The sequence below is a fragment of the Actinoallomurus sp. NPDC052274 genome, from assembly GCF_040679475.1.
Taxonomy (GTDB): domain Bacteria; phylum Actinomycetota; class Actinomycetes; order Streptosporangiales; family Streptosporangiaceae; genus Actinoallomurus; species Actinoallomurus liliacearum.
Genome location: NZ_JBFAUT010000030.1, coordinates 21,873 through 41,749, shown reverse-complemented (window position 1 = coordinate 41,749; position 19,877 = coordinate 21,873). Strand labels below are relative to the sequence as shown.

General features: G+C 71.5%; 22 protein-coding genes. 9 read left to right on the top strand and 13 right to left on the bottom strand.

The window, feature by feature from the left end:
• Positions 1-89: 89 nt before the first annotated feature.
• Both rocD and ddaH read right to left on the bottom strand, forming a co-directional pair.
• Positions 90-1,283 (bottom strand): ornithine--oxo-acid transaminase, encoded by a 1,194-nt coding sequence (gene rocD, locus AB0K82_RS24760; protein WP_364400872.1) that lies wholly within the window; start codon positions 1,281-1,283, stop codon positions 90-92.
• A 49-nt stretch (positions 1,284-1,332) separates the two neighbouring features.
• Positions 1,333-2,178 (bottom strand): dimethylargininase, encoded by an 846-nt coding sequence (gene ddaH / locus AB0K82_RS24755; protein ID WP_364400869.1) that lies wholly within the window; start codon positions 2,176-2,178, stop codon positions 1,333-1,335.
• Between the two features lie 127 nt (positions 2,179-2,305).
• Here ddaH and AB0K82_RS24750 point away from each other — a divergent pair, with 127 nt between their 5' ends.
• On the top strand, positions 2,306-2,761 hold the full coding sequence (locus AB0K82_RS24750; protein WP_364400866.1) for an Lrp/AsnC family transcriptional regulator: 456 nt from the start codon (positions 2,306-2,308) through the stop codon (positions 2,759-2,761).
• Between the two features lie 47 nt (positions 2,762-2,808).
• Positions 2,809-3,294 carry a ribonuclease E activity regulator RraA gene (rraA, locus tag AB0K82_RS24745; RefSeq protein ID WP_364400863.1) on the top strand — a complete coding sequence of 162 codons (486 nt, stop codon included), beginning with the start codon at positions 2,809-2,811 and terminating at the stop codon, positions 3,292-3,294.
• A gap of 51 nt (positions 3,295-3,345) precedes the next feature.
• Here the strand turns inward: rraA and AB0K82_RS24740 are convergent, their stop codons facing one another.
• The 5 genes from AB0K82_RS24740 to AB0K82_RS24720 form a co-directional block, all read right to left on the bottom strand.
• A complete protein-coding gene (locus AB0K82_RS24740; RefSeq protein ID WP_364400860.1) occupies positions 3,346-4,077 on the bottom strand; it encodes a hypothetical protein in 732 nt (243 codons plus the stop codon).
• 28 nt (positions 4,078-4,105) lie between these two features.
• Positions 4,106-4,858 carry a hypothetical protein gene (locus AB0K82_RS24735; protein ID WP_364400858.1) on the bottom strand — a complete coding sequence of 251 codons (753 nt, stop codon included), beginning with the start codon at positions 4,856-4,858 and terminating at the stop codon, positions 4,106-4,108.
• The gene (locus AB0K82_RS24730) at positions 4,852-5,328 is read right to left on the bottom strand and encodes a hypothetical protein (RefSeq protein WP_364400855.1); all 477 of its coding nucleotides are present in this window, start codon (positions 5,326-5,328) and stop codon (positions 4,852-4,854) included. Before AB0K82_RS24730 ends, AB0K82_RS24735 begins: the two co-directional genes overlap by 7 nt.
• Positions 5,329-5,554: 226 nt before the next feature.
• Entirely contained in the window at positions 5,555-6,175 is a 621-nt protein-coding gene (locus AB0K82_RS24725; RefSeq protein WP_364400853.1) for a hypothetical protein, read from the bottom strand.
• A gap of 257 nt (positions 6,176-6,432) precedes the next feature.
• Positions 6,433-7,368: a methyltransferase domain-containing protein gene (locus AB0K82_RS24720; protein ID WP_364400850.1), complete on the bottom strand. Its 936-nt coding sequence runs from the start codon at positions 7,366-7,368 to the stop codon at positions 6,433-6,435.
• 214 nt (positions 7,369-7,582) lie between these two features.
• Between AB0K82_RS24720 and AB0K82_RS24715 the strand changes: the two genes are divergently transcribed.
• The 3 genes from AB0K82_RS24715 (at position 7,583) to AB0K82_RS24705 (ending at position 10,426) form a co-directional block, all read left to right on the top strand.
• Entirely contained in the window at positions 7,583-8,476 is an 894-nt protein-coding gene (locus AB0K82_RS24715; protein WP_364400848.1) for a hypothetical protein, read from the top strand.
• A gap of 39 nt (positions 8,477-8,515) precedes the next feature.
• Entirely contained in the window at positions 8,516-9,460 is a 945-nt protein-coding gene (locus AB0K82_RS24710) for a hypothetical protein (protein ID WP_364400845.1), read from the top strand.
• A gap of 96 nt (positions 9,461-9,556) precedes the next feature.
• Positions 9,557-10,426, top strand: a complete 870-nt coding sequence (locus tag AB0K82_RS24705) for an enoyl-CoA hydratase-related protein (protein ID WP_364400842.1) — start codon at positions 9,557-9,559, stop codon at positions 10,424-10,426.
• 137 nt (positions 10,427-10,563) lie between these two features.
• On the opposite strand, the gene AB0K82_RS24700 is transcribed toward AB0K82_RS24705, so the two are convergent.
• Positions 10,564-10,749 carry a hypothetical protein gene (locus tag AB0K82_RS24700; protein WP_345354240.1) on the bottom strand — a complete coding sequence of 62 codons (186 nt, stop codon included), beginning with the start codon at positions 10,747-10,749 and terminating at the stop codon, positions 10,564-10,566.
• Between the two features lie 163 nt (positions 10,750-10,912).
• Here AB0K82_RS24700 and fdxA point away from each other — a divergent pair, with 163 nt between their 5' ends.
• Both fdxA and dapC read left to right on the top strand, forming a co-directional pair.
• Positions 10,913-11,239: a ferredoxin gene (fdxA, locus tag AB0K82_RS24695; protein ID WP_345354238.1), complete on the top strand. Its 327-nt coding sequence runs from the start codon at positions 10,913-10,915 to the stop codon at positions 11,237-11,239.
• Between the two features lie 107 nt (positions 11,240-11,346).
• Positions 11,347-12,429, top strand: a complete 1,083-nt coding sequence (gene dapC / locus AB0K82_RS24690) for a succinyldiaminopimelate transaminase (protein ID WP_364401004.1) — start codon at positions 11,347-11,349, stop codon at positions 12,427-12,429.
• Between the two features lie 122 nt (positions 12,430-12,551).
• On the opposite strand, the gene AB0K82_RS24685 is transcribed toward dapC, so the two are convergent.
• The 3 genes from AB0K82_RS24685 to AB0K82_RS24675 form a co-directional block, all read right to left on the bottom strand.
• The gene (locus AB0K82_RS24685) at positions 12,552-13,154 is read right to left on the bottom strand and encodes an isochorismatase family protein (protein ID WP_364400838.1); all 603 of its coding nucleotides are present in this window, start codon (positions 13,152-13,154) and stop codon (positions 12,552-12,554) included.
• A 74-nt stretch (positions 13,155-13,228) separates the two neighbouring features.
• Positions 13,229-14,203 (bottom strand): helix-turn-helix domain-containing protein, encoded by a 975-nt coding sequence (locus tag AB0K82_RS24680; RefSeq protein WP_364400836.1) that lies wholly within the window; start codon positions 14,201-14,203, stop codon positions 13,229-13,231.
• Positions 14,204-14,284: 81 nt separating this feature from the next.
• Positions 14,285-15,790 carry an MFS transporter gene (locus AB0K82_RS24675; protein WP_364400833.1) on the bottom strand — a complete coding sequence of 502 codons (1,506 nt, stop codon included), beginning with the start codon at positions 15,788-15,790 and terminating at the stop codon, positions 14,285-14,287.
• Between the two features lie 134 nt (positions 15,791-15,924).
• On the opposite strand from AB0K82_RS24675, the gene AB0K82_RS24670 reads away from it, so the two are divergent.
• Entirely contained in the window at positions 15,925-16,668 is a 744-nt protein-coding gene (locus AB0K82_RS24670; RefSeq protein ID WP_364400830.1) for a TetR/AcrR family transcriptional regulator C-terminal domain-containing protein, read from the top strand.
• 88 nt (positions 16,669-16,756) lie between these two features.
• On the top strand, positions 16,757-17,899 hold the full coding sequence (locus tag AB0K82_RS24665) for an acyl-CoA dehydrogenase family protein (protein ID WP_364400827.1): 1,143 nt from the start codon (positions 16,757-16,759) through the stop codon (positions 17,897-17,899).
• Here AB0K82_RS24665 and mctP read toward each other — a convergent pair.
• Complete coding sequence (gene mctP / locus AB0K82_RS24660; RefSeq protein ID WP_364400824.1) at positions 17,874-19,565, bottom strand: monocarboxylate uptake permease MctP; 1,692 nt, start codon at positions 19,563-19,565, stop codon at positions 17,874-17,876. The two genes, AB0K82_RS24665 and mctP, sit on opposite strands and share 26 nt — an antisense overlap.
• The gene (locus AB0K82_RS24655; protein ID WP_364400821.1) at positions 19,562-19,738 is read right to left on the bottom strand and encodes a DUF3311 domain-containing protein; all 177 of its coding nucleotides are present in this window, start codon (positions 19,736-19,738) and stop codon (positions 19,562-19,564) included. The genes mctP and AB0K82_RS24655 overlap by 4 nt, the downstream gene beginning before the upstream one ends.
• Positions 19,739-19,877: the final 139 nt, after the last annotated feature.

Below are 19,877 nucleotides of genomic sequence, written 5' to 3'. Positions count from 1 at the left end.
AGGGGTGACACGGACGGAGGCCCGGACCCCTCGGGGCCCGGACCTCCGCGAACGGCCGGTCGGCGGCCACACGTCGGCCGCCGGAAGCCTCACATCTCGGTGAGGACCGCCTCCAGCTGGTCGAGCGCCCAGTCCAGGTCCTCCTGGCTCACGACCAGCGGCGGCGCGAGCCGGAGCGTCGTCTCGTGCGTCTCCTTCGCCAGCACGCCGCGCTCCATCAGCCGCTCGCTGACCGGGCGCGCCTTACCGTTCAGCTCCACGCCGGCCCACAGGCCGCGGCCGCGCACCTCGCGGACGTGCTCCGGCGGCAGCGCGCCGAGCCGGGCGTGCAGGTGCGCCCCCAGCGTGCGGGAGCGCTCCTGGAACTCCCCGGTCTTCAGCATCGCGATGACCTCGCGGCCCACCGCGCAGGCGAGCGGGTTGCCGCCGAACGTCGACCCGTGCTGGCCGGGCTTGAAGACGCCGAGGACGTCGCGGTCGGCGACGACGGCGGAGACCGGCAGGATGCCGCCGCCGAGCGCCTTGCCGAGGATGTAGACGTCGGGCACGACGTTCTCGTGCTCGACCGCGAACGTCGTGCCGGTACGGCCCAGGCCCGACTGGATCTCGTCGGCGATCATCAGGGCGCCGTGGGCGGTGCAGATCTCGCGCACCGCCGCCAGGAACCCGCTCGGCGGGACGTTCACGCCGGCCTCGCCCTGGATCGGCTCGATCAGCACGCCGACCGTGTTCTCGTCGACGGCCGCGCGCAGCGCCTCGATGTCGCCGTACGGCACGGTGCGGAACCCGGGAGTGAACGGGCCGTAGGAGTTGCGGGCGTCCGGGTCGGTGGAGAAGCTGACGATCGTCGTCGTCCGGCCGTGAAAGTTGCCCTCGAACGTGACGATGTTCGCCTGCTCGGCGGGCACGCCCTTGACCTCGTACCCCCACTTGCGGGCGGTCTTCAGCGCGGTCTCGACGGCCTCCGCGCCGCTGTTCATCGGCAGGACCATCTCCTTGCCGGCCAGCTCGGCCAGCTCGGCGACGAACGGCCCGAACTGGTCGTGGTCGAACGCCCGGCTGACCAGCGTGACGCGGTCGAGCTGCCGCCGCGCGGCCTCGACCAGCCGCGGGTGGCGGTGCCCGAAGTTGACGGCGGAGTACGCCGACAGCATGTCGAGGTACCGCTTGCCCTCGACGTCGGTCACCCAGGCGCCCTCGGCGTCGGCGATCACGATCGGCAGCGGGTGGTAGTTGTGCGCGCTGTGCAGCTCCGACAGCGCCCGCAGCTCCTGCGTGTTCAACAGTGCTCCTTCTCGGACCCGCGGGGTCTCCCGAGTCCCATTGTCCCTGCTACGGGCGTAGTTCGAGGGTGCAGCACTTCGGGCCGCCCCCCGCCTTGCGCAGCTCCGTCATCTCGATCGGGATGACGTGGAAGCCGCGCTCCGTGAGCCGTGCGATCAGCGTCATGGCGTCGTCCGGAACGATCACGTTCCGGCCGTCGCTGACCGCGTTCAACCCGAACGCCAGGGCGTCCTCCTCGGTCGCCTCGATCAGCTCGGGGAAGAGTGCCTGCAGCTTGATCAGGCCGTCCTCGTCGAAGGCGCCGGGGTAGTACGCCGCCGTGAAGGGGTCGATCACGCACAGCGCGGTGTCGAGGTGGTAGAACCGCGGGTCGATCAGGCGGACGCTGACGACCGGCAGCCCGAACGCGTCGTGCAGTTCGTTGTGCGCGACCGGGTCCGTACGGAAGCCGTGGCCCGCGACGATCGCGCGGTAGGCGAAGGCGTAGTCGCCCTCACCCTCGTTCACGTGCTCGGCGGTGCGGATGCGCCGGTAGCCGTGCTCCTCGAACCACATCCGGTGCGCGTCCGCCTCGGCGGCGCGCTCGGGGTGGCGGAACCTCGCGCCCAGCACCATGCCGCCGACGACGGTCGCGCCGTTCGCGGCGAAGACCATGTCCGGCAGGCCGGGGACGGGCGGGAGGACGTGCACGGTGTGGCCGAGTGAGACGTAGGTCGCGCGCAGGCGTTCCCACTCGTGGCGGGCTCGGTCACGGTCGACGGGGGTGGTCGGGTCCATCCACGCGTTGATCGCGTATTGGACGTCGAAGTAGGTCGGCGGGCACATCAGGTAGGTCCGTGCCGGCTGCCCCGCCGAGATGCCCGCGCCATCGCGGGCAAGGGTCTGCATCGTCATCGATGTTGTGCTCCTGGCAATGCGGGCCCGATTACGCGCCCAGTGGGTTGGTGAGGCACCACCCGCAGCGTAAGGTCGGCTTGTCCGCAACACCAATAACGGATGTGCGCGCGAGAGGGTCTGATCATTGCGTCTTGACGACATAGACCGGCGAATCGTTGCGTGTCTGCTGGAGAACGCCCGCGCGTCCTTCGCGCAGGTCGGCGACGAGGTCGGGCTGTCGGCCCCGGCGGTCAAGCGCCGGGTCGACCGGCTCCGGCACGACGGGGTGATCACGGGGTACGCCGCGGTCGTCGACCCTTCGGCGCTGGGCTGGACGACGGAGGCGTTCGTGGAGCTGTTCTGCGCGGGCCGTACGTCCCCCGCGGAGATCTCCGCCAGCATCCGCCGGCATCCCGAGGTGGTGGCGGCCTACACGGTCACCGGAGAGGCGAACGCGCTGGTCCACCTGCGTGCCCACGATATCCAGGCCCTCGAACAGGCCCTCGAGCGGCTGCGCAACGAACCGAACATCGTGCAGACCAAGACCTCCATCGTCCTGTCCCGGCTGCTCGGCCGCCCGACCGGCGGACCGGACGCCTGACCGGCGGGGACCGGACGCCTGATCCGTCCGTTGTTACCATCCGGTAGATGGACTTCACGACGGCTGATCTCTTCGACGAGTACGGCGCCGAGCTGGCGAGCTGCGAGACGCAGTTCCGGTCGTACGGGGCCCGCGCATGCTTCGCGGGGCCGGTGGCGACCGTCCGCTGTCACGAGGACAACGCGCTGCTCAAGAAGGTGCTCGCCACGGCGGGGGAGGGCCGCGTGCTCGTCGTCGACGGCGGCGGCTCGCTGCGCACCGCGCTCATGGGCGACATGATCGCCGGATCGGCGGTCGCCAACGGCTGGGCCGGAGTCGTGATCAATGGTGCGGTCCGCGACGTGGTGGCGCTGCGCGAACTCGATCTGGGGATCCGGGCCCTCGGTTCCAACCCCCGCAAGAGCGCCAAGGGCGGCGTCGGCGAGGTCGACGTTCCGGTGGTGTTCGGCGGCGCCGAGTTCCGGCCCGGCGCCTGGCTGTACGCCGACGAGGACGGCATCGTCGTGGCGGGCCGCCGCCTCGGCGAGGCGTGACCCTGCCGGGCCCGCCGCGGCCGGCGGAGTCGCTCAGTCGTGCGCCCCGGCTTACGGCAGCCGGGCCAACTGCTTTGTCAGCAGCGCCGTCGCCTTCTTGGCGACCGCGTCTCCGGACGACTTCGGCCCGACGCGCTCCCAGTACATCGAGACCAGGACGACGTTGCCGCGGTTCACGTAGTCGTACGCCCGGTAGAAGACGTTGATCACGCTCGACGACGGGGAGAAGACCGACTTCTCGAAGCCCCGTACGTGCGACCAGCCGGGCATGGTCTCGTCCGAGGCGTGCCAGGTGTCATCGTGGGCCAGGGCGATGCGCTCGCTCGAGAGGGTCTTCTGCGGGACGTGCTTCTTCGCCGGGCACGCCATGACCTTGGTCCGGATGGTCGCGAACATGGCCACCGCGGCGGCGGCGTCCGGGTAGGTGAAGGAGATCTGCCCGAAGTTCGCTCCGGCGTACTGACCGGCGTTGAACTCGCGCACCTTTACCTTCGGGCTCCCCGACGGTTTGATCGCCGACAGTGAGCATGACGGGACGGCGTGATCCTTGAGGGCCGGTGTGCTGAGCGGCTCCTCCCTGACGTGCGGGTCGACGTCGCGGGCCGACAGGAGGGCCGCCGCCACCTGGCCGGGCGCGTAACTCGGTGTCGGCGACGGGCTCGCCGACGTCGTACGGGCGGACGGCGATGCGGACCCGGCCTTGTGGCCGCCCCCACCGCCGCACCCGGTGAGCAGGGCGCCCATGGCGAGGAGGGCGGGGACGTGCGTACGCGGTCGGAACACGGATTGCTCCTCCAGGGCGGGGGCCGGGTCAGCCGGGCTGGGCCTGGGTCTGCACCTCACCGACGATGAGGCCGAGATTCCCGGGCGGGCCGGTCATCAGGTCATCGAGAGTTCCGCCGTTGCCCTGGCACTGGGCGCCTTCGCAGGTCCAGCTGATGGTGTAGCCGATGGTTGCCCTGACGGTGTACCTGCCGCCGGGCCGGCTCGCCGACGACCTCTGGTAGGTGTATCCGCAGTCGGTCCCACCGGGTGTGCCCGCCGTCGATCTGTCGCAGTCGAAGGCTCCCGTCCCGTCGCCCATCTCCCATTTCACGTTCGCGACCGTGGCGGTCACCGTCACATCCTGGCCTGGCACCGCGGCCTCCGCCGTCTTGTCCCCGACGTCGGTCACCCACAGCCCGGTCTTGATCTGGATGTAGGAGCGCGGGCTCGGCGCCGTGCCGATCTTCGGAACGGGGAGTTCGAGTTCCTGCCGCGCCTGCATGACGAGCTCCCTCGTGGGGATCTGTCGGGGCGCCCTGGGTGCGGGAGCGTTCGGCGCGCAGACGACCTGGCCGCCCACGGTCGGGCAACCGAGGCCGGGCCCCCCGCCGCTGTCGCCCCCGCCGTCTCCGGTGCCGCCGCTGGTGCCGCCGCCGCTGCCCGGGATGGTGACGCTGCCATAGGCGCAGGCGTTCGGCAGGCACATCGGGGCTGCGGACGCCGTGCCGGACGCCAGGCCGACGGCGGCGCCGGGCACGAGGGTCAGCAGGGCGACGATGGAAGATCGTCTGGTCAGCATTTCCTGCCCTCCGTCGCGTCGGAGATCTTGTAAGTGCCGTCGGCGTAGCGCATGATCGCCTGGTAGAGGTGGCTGCCGTCGTGGAAGGACGCCAGTCGCTTCCCGGTCTTGGCGGAGAAGCGATAGGACCCCAGGGTCCGCACACAGTCGAGGATCACGACGATCGAGTCGTCCTTGGAACGCCCCTGAACCTGGGGATTGAGGACATTGTGGAATCGCCAGAAGACGCCCTGTCGCGTGATCTTGGCGATGTTCTTGTCGATGCTCGACAAAAGCGGGTCCATGGCGACCGCGCCGAGCCCGCTTGGGTCATTCGTCTCGTACGCCTGCTCGTAAATCCGCTGGTACTCGCGGTAGGCGGCGAGGGCGGACTGAGGGGTCCGGGGGAGCGGGCCGCCGCTCGTCGGGCCGTTCGCGGTGTCCGTCGGCGCGTCCGGCTGCGGCGTCGTGTCGGGGGATGAGGACGCCATGGGGGAATCGCCCCCCTGGGCCTGCCCGCTGGGGTGGAAGCCACCGGTCGCGTGGCCGCCACAGGCTGTGAGCAGGCTCGCCAAGAGGAGCGAACCGACGCACATGCGGAATCGCATCGTCAATTCCCGGGCATCGGGGGAAATTACCTCATGAGCTTACTGAGGCGGTAGGGGCAAGAAAAGAGGTTCCCAAGAACGGGTGAATCGGTCGCGGACCTATCTCCGGTTAGAGGCGACCGATCAGCCGGACCAGGTCGAGGCCCAGAATCATGTCGAGCTCGACCGCCGTCTCGAATTTCGCGCCGGGCGGTACGGAGTCGTCCTCGGCGAGCCGGGACAGGCAGGACAACGCCGCCGGTGTGTCGAGGTCGGCGTCCAGGTGCGCGACCGCCTCCGTGACGTACGAGCGCTCCGGCGGCCGCCCGGGGGACTCGGCCCAGCCGGCGACGCGACGCCGCCACGCGGTGAGCGAGGCGTCCGCCGCGGCCAGGTCCGTACGGCTGTGCGGCAGGTCCGCGCGGTAGTGGGTCTCCAGCAGCGCCAGGCGCGCGGCGAGCGGGTCGAGGCCGTCCCACGGCACCGGGACCCAGCGGCCGACCGTCGCGCCGACGTGCACGTCGGCGGGCCCAGAGGTCAGCTCGGCCGGGCGTACGCCCAGGTCCGACGCTCCCGGCACGGTGTTCCAGATCCCCAGCGCGCGCAGCCGGTGGCGGACGGCGAGCCGGCGGATCAGGTCGGCGACCACCTGGGCGCGGAGCTCATCGGAGCAGGCGACCCGGATGACTCCGGGGCGAGCCGGGACGATCTCCGTGAGGCGCCCGGTTCCGGGATCGTACAGGCGCAGCATGCGGACGACCCTACCCACAAGCCCGCCGACCGCACCGTCGCGCCATGATCGGGCGTCCGCCGGGAGCGCCCTGCGCCACCCCTCTGCGGCCGGACGGGGGTGCCGCCCTCCAGCCTTCCGGCGAACGGCAGGACGGGGGCTGCCCGCCAGTCTTCCTGCGTACGGCCGTGCAGGGGTGCCGCCGTCCCGTCTTTCGGCGTACGGCCGGGTGGGCCGGGGACGCCGCTGTGACCGGCGTACCGGCCGGGCGGGGACGCTCAGGCCCGCGGTGCCGAATGCGGCTGCGGAGCGGACGGCGAGTACGGCGCCGAGGGCGACTGGGGGGCCGACCGCACGTGCGGAAGGTCCGACAGGCGGCCCGACGGCCCCGTCGGGCCGGGCGGCGTGTGCGGGGTCGGCGGTGCCTGCGGGGTCGGCGGCTGGACGAGTTCGTCGCCGCCCGGCTGGCGTACGGCCGCGAACCTGAGCCGTACGTAGTCGGCCATCCACCCGGACTCACGGCGGAGGGCGGGCGCGGCCAGTTGGTTCACCCGGTCGAGGAGCGGTCCGGCGATCTCCGGGGGAACCTCGGCGATCAGCTCGGGGGCGAAGAGCCGGACCCAGTCGGCGGCGCCCTCCGGGCACTCGGCCAGGCGCGTCGGCCGGTCGAAGTACTCCAGGAGCCGTACGACGAAGCCGCCCTCCTCCAGCCGGGTCGCGTACTCGGCGGGGGTGGGGAAATACCAGGGCAGCTCCGGTTCCGGCAGGCCGAAGACGCGCCAGGCCGTCTGCACCGCGGCGATCAGCTCCGCGCAGTTGCCCGCTCCGCCCATCTCCGCCACGAAGCGGCCGCCCGGCCGCAGCGCGGCGTGCACCCGCGAGATGACCGCGGAGGGGTCGCGGGTCATCCAGTGCAACGCCGAGTTGGAGAAGACCGCGTCATACGGCTCGCTGAGCGTGAAGTCGTGCGCGTCGCCGACGGCGAACGACAGGTGCGGATGCTCGGAGCGCGCCGCGTTGACCATCTCGAGTGATTCGTCGATCCCGATGACCTCCGCGCCACGCGCGGCGATCTCGGCGGTCGAGACGCCCGTTCCGCAGCCCAGGTCGATGACGCGTTCATCGGGCTGAGGATCGAGCAGGTCGAGCAGCGGCGCCCCGTGCGCGGAGACGTACCCGAACGCGGTGTCGTACGTCGCCACGGCCCATTGCATGAGCGCAACATATAGGACATAGCTGCCAACTGCCGTAACGTCTCGCATCCTGGATCGCTCGCCGTGATCAGCGTCACGATCCGTCAGGAGTGGCGTCGACTCCCGGGGCGGTTATCCACAGGTCGGGGGACGGGCCTTACGGCGGGAGCACTCGCCGGGCGAGGCTTGCGGGAGACCGATTCCCGGAGGAAGACCGGTTCCCGGAGGCAGATCCATGATCGACCTGACCGTTCCCGCGTCCGTCGCCGCCCCCTTCGTGGTGGCCACCGCGCATGCCCTCGACGATCCGGCCGCGGTGGCGCGCGGCCGGGTGCGCCTGCCGTTAGCGGCCGAGCTGCTCGGCTCGCCGCTCCTTCGGCTCCGCGGCCGGCCCGCGGCCGAGTCCGGATACGCCGACCTCATCGGCTCCGCCGCGTGGGCGCGGCCGGACGAGGCGCACCTCCTCGACAAGGCGCGGCACCACATCGTGATCACCGGGCAGGCCCCGCCCGTCTCCCAGCCCGAGCACGCCCAGGCGGCCCGCGAGGTCGCCCGGGTCGTCGCCGAGGCCTGCGACGGTGTCGTGTACGACGCGTGGTCGCACCAGGTGCTGCCGCACGCCTTCCGGTTCGGCGCCGAGCACCCGGAGTTCTGCCTGGCCGACGACTGGCTCGCGACGTTCGTCACCGGCGGGGAGGGCGGCGAATTGCACCTGGTGACGTGCGGGCTGCACCGTTTCGGGTTCCCCGAGCTGGAGGCCGCCGCGGTGCCGGGCGGCAACCTGTTCGCCGCGGTGACGCTGCTGCGCTCCCTGGCCGTCGGCCTCCTCGACGAGCACTGGGCGTGGCTGGCCTGCAACCCCGGCGCGCGGCTCCGCCGCGTCCCGGCCGAGAGGACGGTGGACGGCACCGACGTCTGGCGCTACTGGGCGGCCGCGCCGACCGGCGCGGCGGGTGCGCCCGTGCGCGTCCGCCTGAGTCCCGCCCCGTCCGAGGGGGCCGACGCCCTGCCCTACCTCGTCGCCGGGCCGCCCGCCGACTTCGACGCCCCCGCCGCCCTGTGGTGGAACGACGTCGTCGACCTGGCCATGCCCTACGTCCCCGAGGCGCCACGCCGCACGGCCGCCTGAGCCGGCGCCCCATCCGTTCCGAACGTCAGAGAGGCGGTCATGTCCCCCTTCCTGCTGTCCGTACCCGAGGTCGTCACCTCGCACTATGTGGTCGCGACCAGCGAGCCGCCGGTCGACCCCTACGCGGTCGTCCCGTGGCGCGTGCCCGAGCCGTTCCGGAAACCGGCCATCGAGGCGCTCAAGACCCCGCGGCTGGGCATCTTCACCATCGACGCCGGCGAGGCGACCTGGCGCCTCGACGACGTCCTGGCCTGCGACGAGGACCGGCGGCGCATCCGCGAGTCCTCCCACCAGATCCTGCTCGTGCACCAGGCGCTGACCGTCGAGCAGCCGCGCCGCGAGCAGGTCGCGCGCGCCGTGGCCCGGGCCCTCGCCGACGCGACGAACGGCGTCCTCATCGATCCGCAGGCCCGGCAGGTCCTCCTGCGCGACGGCCTGGCGCGCGCCGAGCGCGGCTGGTTCCGGATGGGCGACCAGTGGTTCGGCACCCGCTACGAGGCGGACGAGGCGGCGCGCCGTCCCGGCTCCGGCGGCGCGGCCGGGTGTTCGTGCCTGCGCATCACGCTGCTCGGGCTGCGCCGGTTCGGCCTGCCGGACCTCGTGATCGACGAGGTCGCCTGCACCCAGGACCTGCCCGCGCTCAACCTCCTGCGCGCGATCGCGTCCCGGCTGCTCACCGACCAGTGGCGGTGGTGCCGGGAGCATCCGGCGCGGCCCACGCGCAGGCTCGACGACCACCCGCGGATCGAGCCGGACGACTTCTGGGCCTTCTGGGGCGCCACTCCCTTCCTGGACGGCGCTCCGGTGGTCACCCGGCTGACGGCGACCTCGGGCGGGATCCTGGAGGTGGCTCCGCCCGACGGCTACGCCGGCACGGTGGCCGACTGGAGCCGTGAGGTGCTGGCCCCCGCCCTGCCGCCGCTCGTCGGCTGCCCCGCCGACGAGGACACGGCGCACGCGCGATCCGCCGGGGGCGGCGCGTGACCCGCTGAAAGAGGGCAGGGCGCGGTCCGCCGGAGCGGCGCGTGGCCCGCCTCTAGAATCCGATTCTGTATTCGTTCGCGGGCGCGAGGAGCAGCAGTGACGTACACCGAGATCGACTACACCGTCGCCGACGGGATCGCGACCATCACGCTGGACCGCCCCGAGCGGCTCAACGCCTTCACGCTCGTGATGCGCGGCGAGCTGATCGACGCCTTCGACCACGCGGACGCGGACGACGACGTCCGGGTGGTCGTCGTCACGGGCCGGGGCCGGGCCTTCTGCGCCGGGGCCGACCTGGAGCGCGGCGGCTCGACGTTCGACTACAAGGCCGCCAGGGACATGTTCGGCGGCGAGGACACCTTCGAGGACGGCGCGCCGCGCGACGGCGGGGGCACCGTCGCGCTCCGCATCGCCCGCTCGCTCAAGCCGGTGATCGGAGCGATCAACGGCCCGGCGGTCGGCGTGGGCGTCACGATGACCCTCCCGATGGACATCAGACTCGCCGCGGAGGGCGCGCGGTTCGGCTTCGTCTTCGCCCGGCGCGGCATCGTCACGGAGGCCGCGTCGAGCTGGTTCCTGCCGCGCATCGTCGGCATCGCCCAGGCCATGGAGTGGGCCGCCACGGGCCGGGTCTTCGACGCCGAGGAGGCGCTGCGCGGACGCCTGGTGTCCTACGTCCATCCCGCGGACGAGCTTCTCGCCGCGGCGTACGCGCTGGCCGGGGAGATCGCGGCGAACACCTCCGCGGTGGCCGTCGCGGCCGTGCGGCGGCTCATGTGGTCGGGGCTGGGCGCGCCCTCGCCGTGGGACGCGCACCGGGCCGACTCCCGCCTGATGTACGCGCTGGGCTCCGCCCCGGACGCGGCCGAGGGCGTGACGTCGTTCCTGGAGAAGCGCCCGGCCGAGTTCCCCATGAAGGTCAGCCGGGACCTGCCCGCGGAGGTCCCCGACTGGCCGTCGCCCTGACCGCGCCCCGACCGGCGGCGGGCTCCATCAGGTGACCCATGCCGGGGCCGGTTCACCGGCCTGGTTCATGGCCTCCGGCGGCCGGGGCCCGCGTCCGCGCCCTGCCCGGCCCGGTCGGGGACCGGCGGCGCCGGACGCTACGAGCGGGGTGCTCGGCGTGGCGGCGGCGGGGGGACCGTCTTGCCCGCCACCAGGTCGGCCTCGGCCACCTCGACGACGGAGCCATCGCGGCGGCGCACGGTCAGCCGGCCGTCGGCCCACCCCTGCAGCTCGCCGACGACGTCGCTGTACGCTCCGCTGGGAACACGGCGTCGTAGAGACACGCGGCGTCCGATATCGGACGGAGTTATCGAAACGACATACCGGGCGGAGAAACGCGGGCCGATGTGACGCCCCCCATGGTGAAAGCGTTGGCTCACAGCGGCAATACTAGGCAATGACACCGCTGCGAGCGTGGCGATGGCCACAGAGGTTGAGGAGTAGCACGTGACCTACGTCATCGCGCAGCCTTGCGTGGACGTGCTCGACAAGGCATGCATCGAGGAGTGCCCCGTCGACTGCATCTACGAGGGCAAGCGCATGCTCTACATCCACCCGGACGAGTGCGTCGACTGCGGCGCCTGCGAGCCGGTGTGCCCGGTCGAGGCGATCTTCTATGAAGACGACACGCCGGATCAGTGGAAGGACTTCTACAAGGCGAACGTGGAATTCTTCGACGATCTGGGCTCGCCGGGAGGTGCCTCCAAGGTCGGCAAGATCGAGAAGGATCACCCGATCGTGGCGGCGCTGCCGCCGCAGGGCGAGGAGGCCTGAGCCCACGCCGCCCGGTGCTTCCGGACGCGAGAGCTCAGCACAGGCCGAGGCGCGCCGTCTGCCGGTGAGCGGCAGACGGCGCGCGGACGTTGGGGGGACACACTTTGATCAGGACGCTGCCCGACTTTCCCTGGGACCTGCTCGTTCCGTACAAGGAGCAGGCGGGGCAACACGCCGGCGGCATCGTCGACCTGTCGGTCGGCACGCCGGTCGACCCGACGCCGCGGATCGTCCGGCAGGCGCTGATGGACGCCGCCGACGCGCCCGGTTACCCCGCCACGTACGGCACCCCCGAGCTGCGCGACGCCGTGGCGGGCTGGCTGACCCGCAAGCTCGGCGTCGAGGCCGATCCGGCCGCCGTCCTGCCCGTGATCGGCACCAAGGAGGCCGTCGCCTGGCTGCCCACGCTGCTGGGCGCCGGACCGGGCGACACCGTGATCTTCCCCGAGCTGGCGTACCCGACCTACGACGTCGGCGCGCGGCTCGCCGGCGCGACGCCGCGAGCGGTCGACGGACTGTTCTCCCTCGGACCGGAGACTCCGAAGATCGTTTGGATCAACTCGCCGTCGAACCCCACCGGCAAGGTGCTGCCCGCCGACCATCTGCGCAAGGTCGTCACGTGGGCGCGGGAGCGCGGCGCCGTCGTCATCAGCGACGAGTGCTACATCGAGCTCGGCTGGGAGGCCGAGCCGGTCTCGGTGCTGCGCCCGGACGTCTGCGACGGAGACCACCGCGGCCTGATCGCGCTGCACTCGCTGTCCAAGCGCTCCAACCTCGCCGGATACCGCGCCGGCTTCATCACCGGGGACCCGGTCCTGATCACCGCGCTGCTCGAGGTGCGCAAGCACGCCGGCATGATCGTTCCTGCGCCGGTCCAGGCCGCCATGACGGCCGCCTATCGCGACGACGCGCACGTCGAGGAGCAGCGCGAGCGGTACGCCCGCAGGCGCGCCGTCCTCCGCACGGCCCTGGAGGCGCACGGCTTCCGCATCGACCACTCCGAGGCCGGGCTCTACCTCTGGGCGACCCGTGACGAGTCCTGCTGGGACACCGTGAAGGCACTGGCGGAGCTGGGCATCCTGGTCGCGCCCGGGGACTTCTACGGCACGGCGGGGGACCGGCACGTACGCGTCGCCCTCACCGCCACCGACGAGCGCGTCGACGCCGCCGTCGCCCGCCTCACCGCCTGATCCGCGCCCGAGGGCCGGTCTCGAAGTCCCGCTGCCCTACCGCGCGGCCGGCGGCTCGAGACAGGCCCTGGCGGGAGCCGGCGCCGTACCGGAAGAGCCCGGTCCGGGTCCGGCGGGGCCGCTCAGTCGGGCAGGTCGGCCACACGGGCGGCGACCGGGCCGAACAGATCGCCGATCGTGGTCAGGGCGGCGGCGTGCAGGGCGTCCGCCGCGATCGGGGCGCCGTCCGGGCCCGCCAGCGGCCGGGTCGCGCAGGCCTCGGCCACGACGGTGGGCCGGTAGCCCAGGTTGAAAGCGCCCTGAGCGGTGAACTGGACGCACATGTGAGTCATGAAACCCGCCAGCACCAGGTCCGGGCCGGCGTCCTGCCGACGCAGCACCTCCAGGAGGTCGGTCTCGTGGAAGGAGTTCGGGAAGCCCTTCACCACGACCGGTTCGCCGTTCTGCGGCGCGACACGGGCGTCGATCCGCCCGATCTCGGCGCGAATGTCGTACGGGCTGCCTTCGCCGCCGTCGTTGACGACGTGCACGACCGGGGTCCTGGCGGCACGGGCGCGGTCCAGTAGGCGGGCGGCGGCGTCCAGGGCGCGGTCGGCGCCGGGCAGCGCCATGACGCCGGTGCGGTAGGTGTTCTGGAAGCCGATCAGGATCAGGGTGCCGGCCGACAGCGACGGCAGCGCGCCGTCCAAGCCGATCACCTCGCGCAGCGTGGTCGAAACGGTCATCTTGTCCTCCTTGAGCTCGGAAATCGGGCAGGGCGAACCACCGGCCGGTCCAGGCCGGGGAAGAGAGAAGAGAGTCAGGCGGCGGTGCGGAACCGGCGCCGATAGGCCGCCGGGGTCGTACCGAGCCGCCGCCGGAACACCCGGTGCAGGGTCTCCACCGACCCCAGGCCGCACAGGTCGGCGACCCGTTTCAGCGGCTCGTCGGTGCCTTCCAGCAACCGCCGCGCCGCCTCGGCCCGCGCCGCCTCGACGTAGGCCGCGGGCGTGGTGCCGGTCTCCTTGCGGAAGACCCGGGTGAAGTGCCGTTCGCTCAGGCACAGGCGCTCGGCGAGCGCCGCCGCCGACAGGTCGGCGGCCAGGTTCGCGGTGATCCACGCCCGCAGCTCGTCGATGTCGCGGCGCTCGGCCGGGGCCTGCCACAGCGGGACGCTGAACTGGCTCTGCCCGCCCTGTCGCTTGAGGTACATCACCAACTGCCGGGCGACCGTCAGGGCGAGCCGTTCGCCGTGGTCCTCGGCGACCAGGGCGAGTGTGAGATCCATGCAGGCGCTGATGCCCGCGCCGGTCCACACGTTCCCCGACCGGACGTAGATCGGGTCGGGGTCCACCGTGATGTCGGGGTGGTCGGTGGCCAGCCGCTCGGCGGTCGCCCAGTGGGTGGTCGCGGTCCGGCCCGCCAGCAGCCCCGCGGCGGCCAGCAGGTGCGCGCCGACGCACACCGAGGCGACCCGGCGGGCGTGCCGGGCGGTGTCGGCGATCCAGCCGACCAGGTCCGGATCGATCACCGGCAGGCCGTCGCGATCCACCGCGCCGGGTATCACCAGGGTGTCCACGCGGTCGCGGACCTGGTCGAAGGTCAGGTCGGTGGCGAGCCGGACGCCGGCGCTGGTGCGCACCTGGCCGCCGTCCGGCCCGGCCAGCAGCACCTGGTAGGGCGTCCGGCCGGACATCTCCCGATTCGCGACCGCGAACACCTCCGCGGGTCCGGTGACGTCGAGGAGATCGACATCGGGGAAGACGGCGATGACGACACGGTGCGGAACGGGCATGCGTCCATTGTCATCGGCTCACCGCTGCGTCCGCCATGACCAGGTTCTGTCACATCCGGCCATCCGGCTGCGGCAGTGCGGTCAGTGGCCGGCCTCCGTGACGGGTTCCGGGGCCGGTTCCGGTGCGGGGCGCGCCTTCGGGCGGAGCACCGAGAAGGCCAGGATCGCGGCGGCGATCCCGCCGACCACGCCGACGATCGAGGTGGTCCGCATGGCGTGGGTGAAGGCGTCCTTGGCGGTACGGGCGAGCGCCGTGTCGCCGCGGGCGGCCGCGATGGCCAGCGCTTCGCCGATCGAGTGCCGCGCCGGCCCGGCGCCGTCCGGCATCGCGGCCGTGTAGGCGGCCGTGAGCACACTGCCCAGGACGGCGATGCTGAGCGCCTGGCCGACCTGCTGGACGGTGTCGTTGACGGCGGAGCCGACACCGGCGCGCTCGGGTGGCAGGGCGGCCAGCAGCGTCCCGTACGCGGCGGGTCCGGCCGTTCCGCTGCCCGCGCCCAGGATGACCAGGGCGACGGCCAGTTTCAGGTAGCCGTCGCCGGAGGCGATCGAGGCGAGCGCCGCGAAGCCCCCGGCGACCAGGATGAGCCCGGCGGCGAGCGCGACACGGGCGCCGAACCGCTTGTCCACGACGACGCCGACGCCGTTGAAGGCCATCGCGGCGACGACGAGGGGGATGAGCGCGAGACCGGCCTTCATCGGTCCGTAGCCCAGGACGAACTGCAGGTACTGGGTGAGCGCCAGCAGGCAGCCGCCCGCGGAGAAGGACAGCAGGACGATCGACAGGCTCGCGCCGCTGAAGTTGCGGTCGCGGAACAGGGCCATCGGCAGCATCGGCTCCGGGCACCGCCGCTCCCACAGGCCGAAGGCGGTGAGCGCCACCGCGGCCACGCCGAATCCGCCCAGCGTCTGTGGCGTGGACCAGCCGTCCTTGGCGGAGAAGATCACGCCCCAGACGAGGGCGGTCACCCCGGCCATCGACAGGATCGCGCCGACCAGGTCCGGGCGGCCGGCCGGTCCACGCGACTCGGGGATGATGAGCAGCGCCGCCAGGATGCCGAGCGCGGCGATCGGCACGTTGAGCAGGAACACCGACCCCCACCAGAAGTGCTGCAGCAGCAGGCCCCCGAAGGTGGGGCCGCCCACCGCGCCGAGCATGAGGACCGAGCTCCAGATGGCGATGGCCTTCTTGCGCTCCGCGTCGTCGAAGACCGTCGTCAGGATGGACAGGGTGCCGGGCATCAGAAACGCGCCGCCCACGCCCATCGCCGCGCGGGTCGCGATCAACTGGCCGGGGCTGCCCGCGAACGACGCGGCCAGCGAGGCGCCGCCGAACAGGACCAGCCCGATGATCAGCCCGCGGCGTCGGCCGTGGCGGTCGGACAGGCTGCCGGCGGTCAGCAGCAGCCCGGCGAAGACCAGGATGTAGGCGTCGAGGATCCACTGGATGTCGGAGTTGCTCGCGTGCAGGTCGCGGATGAGCGACGGGATGGCGACGTTGAGCACCGAGTTGTCGATGACCAGCACCAGCAGGCTCAGGCACAGCACGCCGAGGATCCACCAGCGGCGCGGATGAGAGGTCGACATGGGCGTCCGTTCGTACGGTGTTCGATTTTTCTCGCACACCGTACCACTGCTCTCGCACGGTGTATTAGTAAACTCGAACACCGTGCGAGCGCCGATAGGCTGGTGCTGCAAGTGACCCTGTTGAAGGACCGCGAATGTCGTCGAACGCTGACCCCCTGGCGAACTCCGTCTGGACGCGGCCGCCGCGCTCGCGCGGTGCGCAGCCGACGTTGAGCCGCGAGCAGATCGTGCGTACCGCCATCGAGCTGCTCGACGAGAAGGGGCTCGACGGCCTCAGCATGCGCCGTCTCGGCAGCCGGCTGGCCGCCGGGGCGACCTCGGCGTACTGGTACGTCGCGACCAAGGACGAGCTGCTCGAGCTGGTCCTCGACGAGGTCATGGGGGAGATCGAGGTCCCCGAGGTCGGGGCCGCGGACTGGCGGACCGCGGCCGCCGCCCTGGCGCACGGGCTGCGCGAGATGATCCTCCGGCATCCCTGGGTCGCCGGCCTGTTCGGCGTCCGCCCCGCCCTGGGGCCCAACGCGATGCGCATGAGCGATCGCATGGTCGGAGTGCTGACGGCCGCGGGCTTCACGGGCATGCCGGTCGCCTACGCCAGTTCGCTGCTGATGTCCCACGTCATCGGCTCCGCCACGATGGAGGCGGCGTGGCGGAGGTCGCTCGCTCCGGGCAAGACCGCGAACGAGGCGGTCGAGGACATGCGGCCGTACATCGACGACGTCGCCTCCCGCTACCCCGACTACGGCGGCTGGTGGCGGGAGAACCAGGATCTGGACGCCGACCACCTGCAGGACGAGAGTTTCACCTTCGCCGTCGAACGGCTCCTCGACGGCCTGCAGAGCTGGCTCGACCGCAGTGGCGAGGCCGGCCCGGCCTGAGCGGCAGTGGACCGAATCACATTCTGTCGGCTCGTGCGTAAGTGATAAATTACTGACGTCGATTGGTTCGAGCCGAGGGAGGCCGAAAGTGCGGCGCGAGATCTTCACCGACGAGCACGAGGCCTTCCGCGAGATGGTGCGGTCGTTCATCGCCAAGGAGATCGAGCCGTTCCACGAGCAGTGGGAGAAGGACGGCGTCGTCTCCCGCGACGTGTGGCTGGCCGCCGGGCGGCAGGGACTGCTCGGCATCGACATGGACGAGCGGTACGGCGGCGGAGGCGACCCGGACTACCGCTACTACGTCGTCCTCAACGAGGAACTGGCCCGCGCCGGGATCCACGGCCCCGGCTTCTCGGTGCACAACGACATCAACGGCGCGTACCTCAACCGCCTGGCCACCGACGAGCAGAAACAGCGGTGGCTCCCCGGCTACTGCTCCGGGGAGATCATCACCGCGATCGCCATGACCGAGCCGGCCGCCGGTTCCGACCTGCAGGGCATCCGCACCACCGCCGTACGGGACGGCGACGACTACGTCCTGAACGGGCAGAAGACCTTCATCTCCAACGGCATCCTGTCCGACCTGGTCATCGTCGTCGCGCGCACCGATCCGGACGCCGGGCACCAGGGCATCAGCCTCATCGTGGTCGAGCGCGGCATGAAGGGCTTCGAGCGCGGCCGCAACCTCGACAAGATCGGCATGCACGCCCAGGACACCGCCGAGCTGTACTTCGAGGACGTCCGGGTGCCCCGGGCGAACCTCCTCGGCGAGGAGGGTCAGGGCTTCATCTACCTCATGCAGAACCTCTCGAGGGAGCGCGTGTCGATCGGCGTCGGCGCGCTGGCCGGCGCGGAGCGGGCCTTCGAGCAGACCCTGGAGTACTGCAAGACCCGGGAGGCGTTCGGCCGGCCGATCGGGCGGTTCCAGCACAACCGCTTCACCCTGGCCGAGATGAAGACCGAGCTGACGGTGGCCCGCGCCTTCACCGACCGGTGCATCGTCGAGCACGCCGCCGACCGCCTGGGCGCGGAGGAGGCCTCGATGCTCAAGTGGTGGAACACCGAGCTGTGCAACCGGGTCATCGACCGCTGCCTGCAGTTGCACGGCGGCTACGGGTACATGAGCGAGTACCCGATCGCCAAGGCGTACCTCGACGCGCGCATCCAGACGATCTTCGGCGGCACGACCGAGATCATGAAGGAGATCATCGGTCGGGGCCTCGGCGTGTAGACCGCTGGGATTGCGCCGGTGCGGTGGGGCCGTCCGGCACGGCCTCGTCGGTCTCCGCCGGCCGCCGGATCACGGAGTCCTTCGGATCGATCGCGGCGTCGGCGGCGTCGGCCGGTTCCACGGTGCCGTCCTCTCCCTGCGGGGCGCCGAGGCGTCGCAGGACCGGGCTCAGCGCCAGCGCGACGAGCAGGTTGACCGCCACGGCGAGGACCCCCGCGTACACCGTCAGCTCGGTGTGCAGGCCCAGGTGACTCAGCGCGTACTGCGCGCTGCCCCAGTGCGGGCGGATCTGCTGTCCGGTGGACACGTTCACGGCCGGCGTGACGTACAGCATCCACAGGCCGCTGCCGATGCCGGCGGCCCAGCCGGCCAGCAGCGCCCATCGATGGAGCCGGCGGGCGTACAGGCCGAGCACCAGCGCCGGCAGGGTCTGCAGGACGATGACACCGCCGATGAGCTGCAGGTCGATGGAGAACTGCGGGTTGATCAGCAGGATGACGGCCACCGCGCCGACCTTCACCACCAACGACGCCAGCTTGCTCGCCCGCGCCTGGGCGGCGGGGGAGGCGTTCGGTCGGACGTACTCGGTGAAGACGTTCCGGGTGAACAGGTTCGCCGCCGCGATCGACATGATCGCCGCCGGGACCAGGGCGCTGATCCCGATGGCCGCGAAGGCGACGCCCGCGAACCAGTGCGGCAGCAGCGAGTCGTACAGCAGCGGGACGACGGTGTTGGCGTCCGGCTTGCCGCCCGACGTGACGGGCTTGATGCCGGCCGCGACCGCCATGTACCCCAGGAGCGCGAGCAGTCCGAGGATCAGGGAGTAGGCGGGCAGCGCCGCCATGTTCCGGCGTACGGCGTCGCGGTTCTTCGCCGCCAGCACCCCCGTGACCGAGTGGGGGTAGAGGAACAGAGCCGCCGCCGAGCCGAACGCGAGCGTCGAGTATCCGAGCGCGGTGCCGGACGGCAGCAGCGTCCCGTCGCCGGTGCCCTTCGAGTGTGCGAACTTGGCGTCGGCGGCGTGGAAGATGTGACCCCAGCCGCCGAGCTTGGCCGGGATGTACAGCACCGCCACGAGCACCACGATGATGATCAGCGCGTCCTTCACGAAGGCGATGAGCGCGGGCGCCCGCAGTCCGGACTGGTACGTGTACGCGGCCAGGACGGCGAACGCCAGGACGATCGGCCAGTCGCCGTGCACGCCCGTGGCCTTCAGCACCGCCTCGACGCCGACCAGTTGCAGCGCGATGTAGGGCATCGTGGCCACGATGCCGGTGACCGCGATGGCGAGCGCGAGCAGGCCCGAGCCGTACCGGGCGCGGACGAAGTCGGCCGCCGTGACGTACCCGTGCCGCCGCGAGACGGTCCACAGCCGCGGCAGCAGCAGGAAGACCATCGGATAGACCACGATGGAGTACGGCACGGCGAAGAAACCGGTCGCGCCGGCCGCGAAGACCAGGGCCGGAACGGAGACGAAAGTGTATGCGGTGTAGAAGTCGCCGCCGATCAGGAACCACGTGAGCCAGGAACCGAAATTCCGGCCGCCGAGCCCCCATTCGTCCAGGTGGTCGAGATGCTCCGCGCGCCGCCACCGGGATGCCGCGAATCCCATGCCCGTGACGAGGGCGAACACCACGATGAGGATCGTCAGCTCGGTCCATTTCATTGCGGATCATCCCTGGTCGCGCGATAGACGATCACGATGAGCGCGATGGTGACCGGAACCCAGGCCAGCTGGTACCAGTAGAAGAACGGGACCCCGAAGAACTCCGGGCCCCGGCGGTCGTACACCACCGGAACCAGCGTTCCCACAAGGGGGAGCAGCAGTAGTGCCTTCATAGGTTCCGATAATGCCCCGTTCCGGCGTTTTTAAGGGGTTGAATTTTCGGTAATCATCACGCTTACATTTTGCTCTCGTCGTCATTGAAACAATGATTGGGTGCGGCTGGCGGGGTCGTGAGAATAACGAGCAGGCACG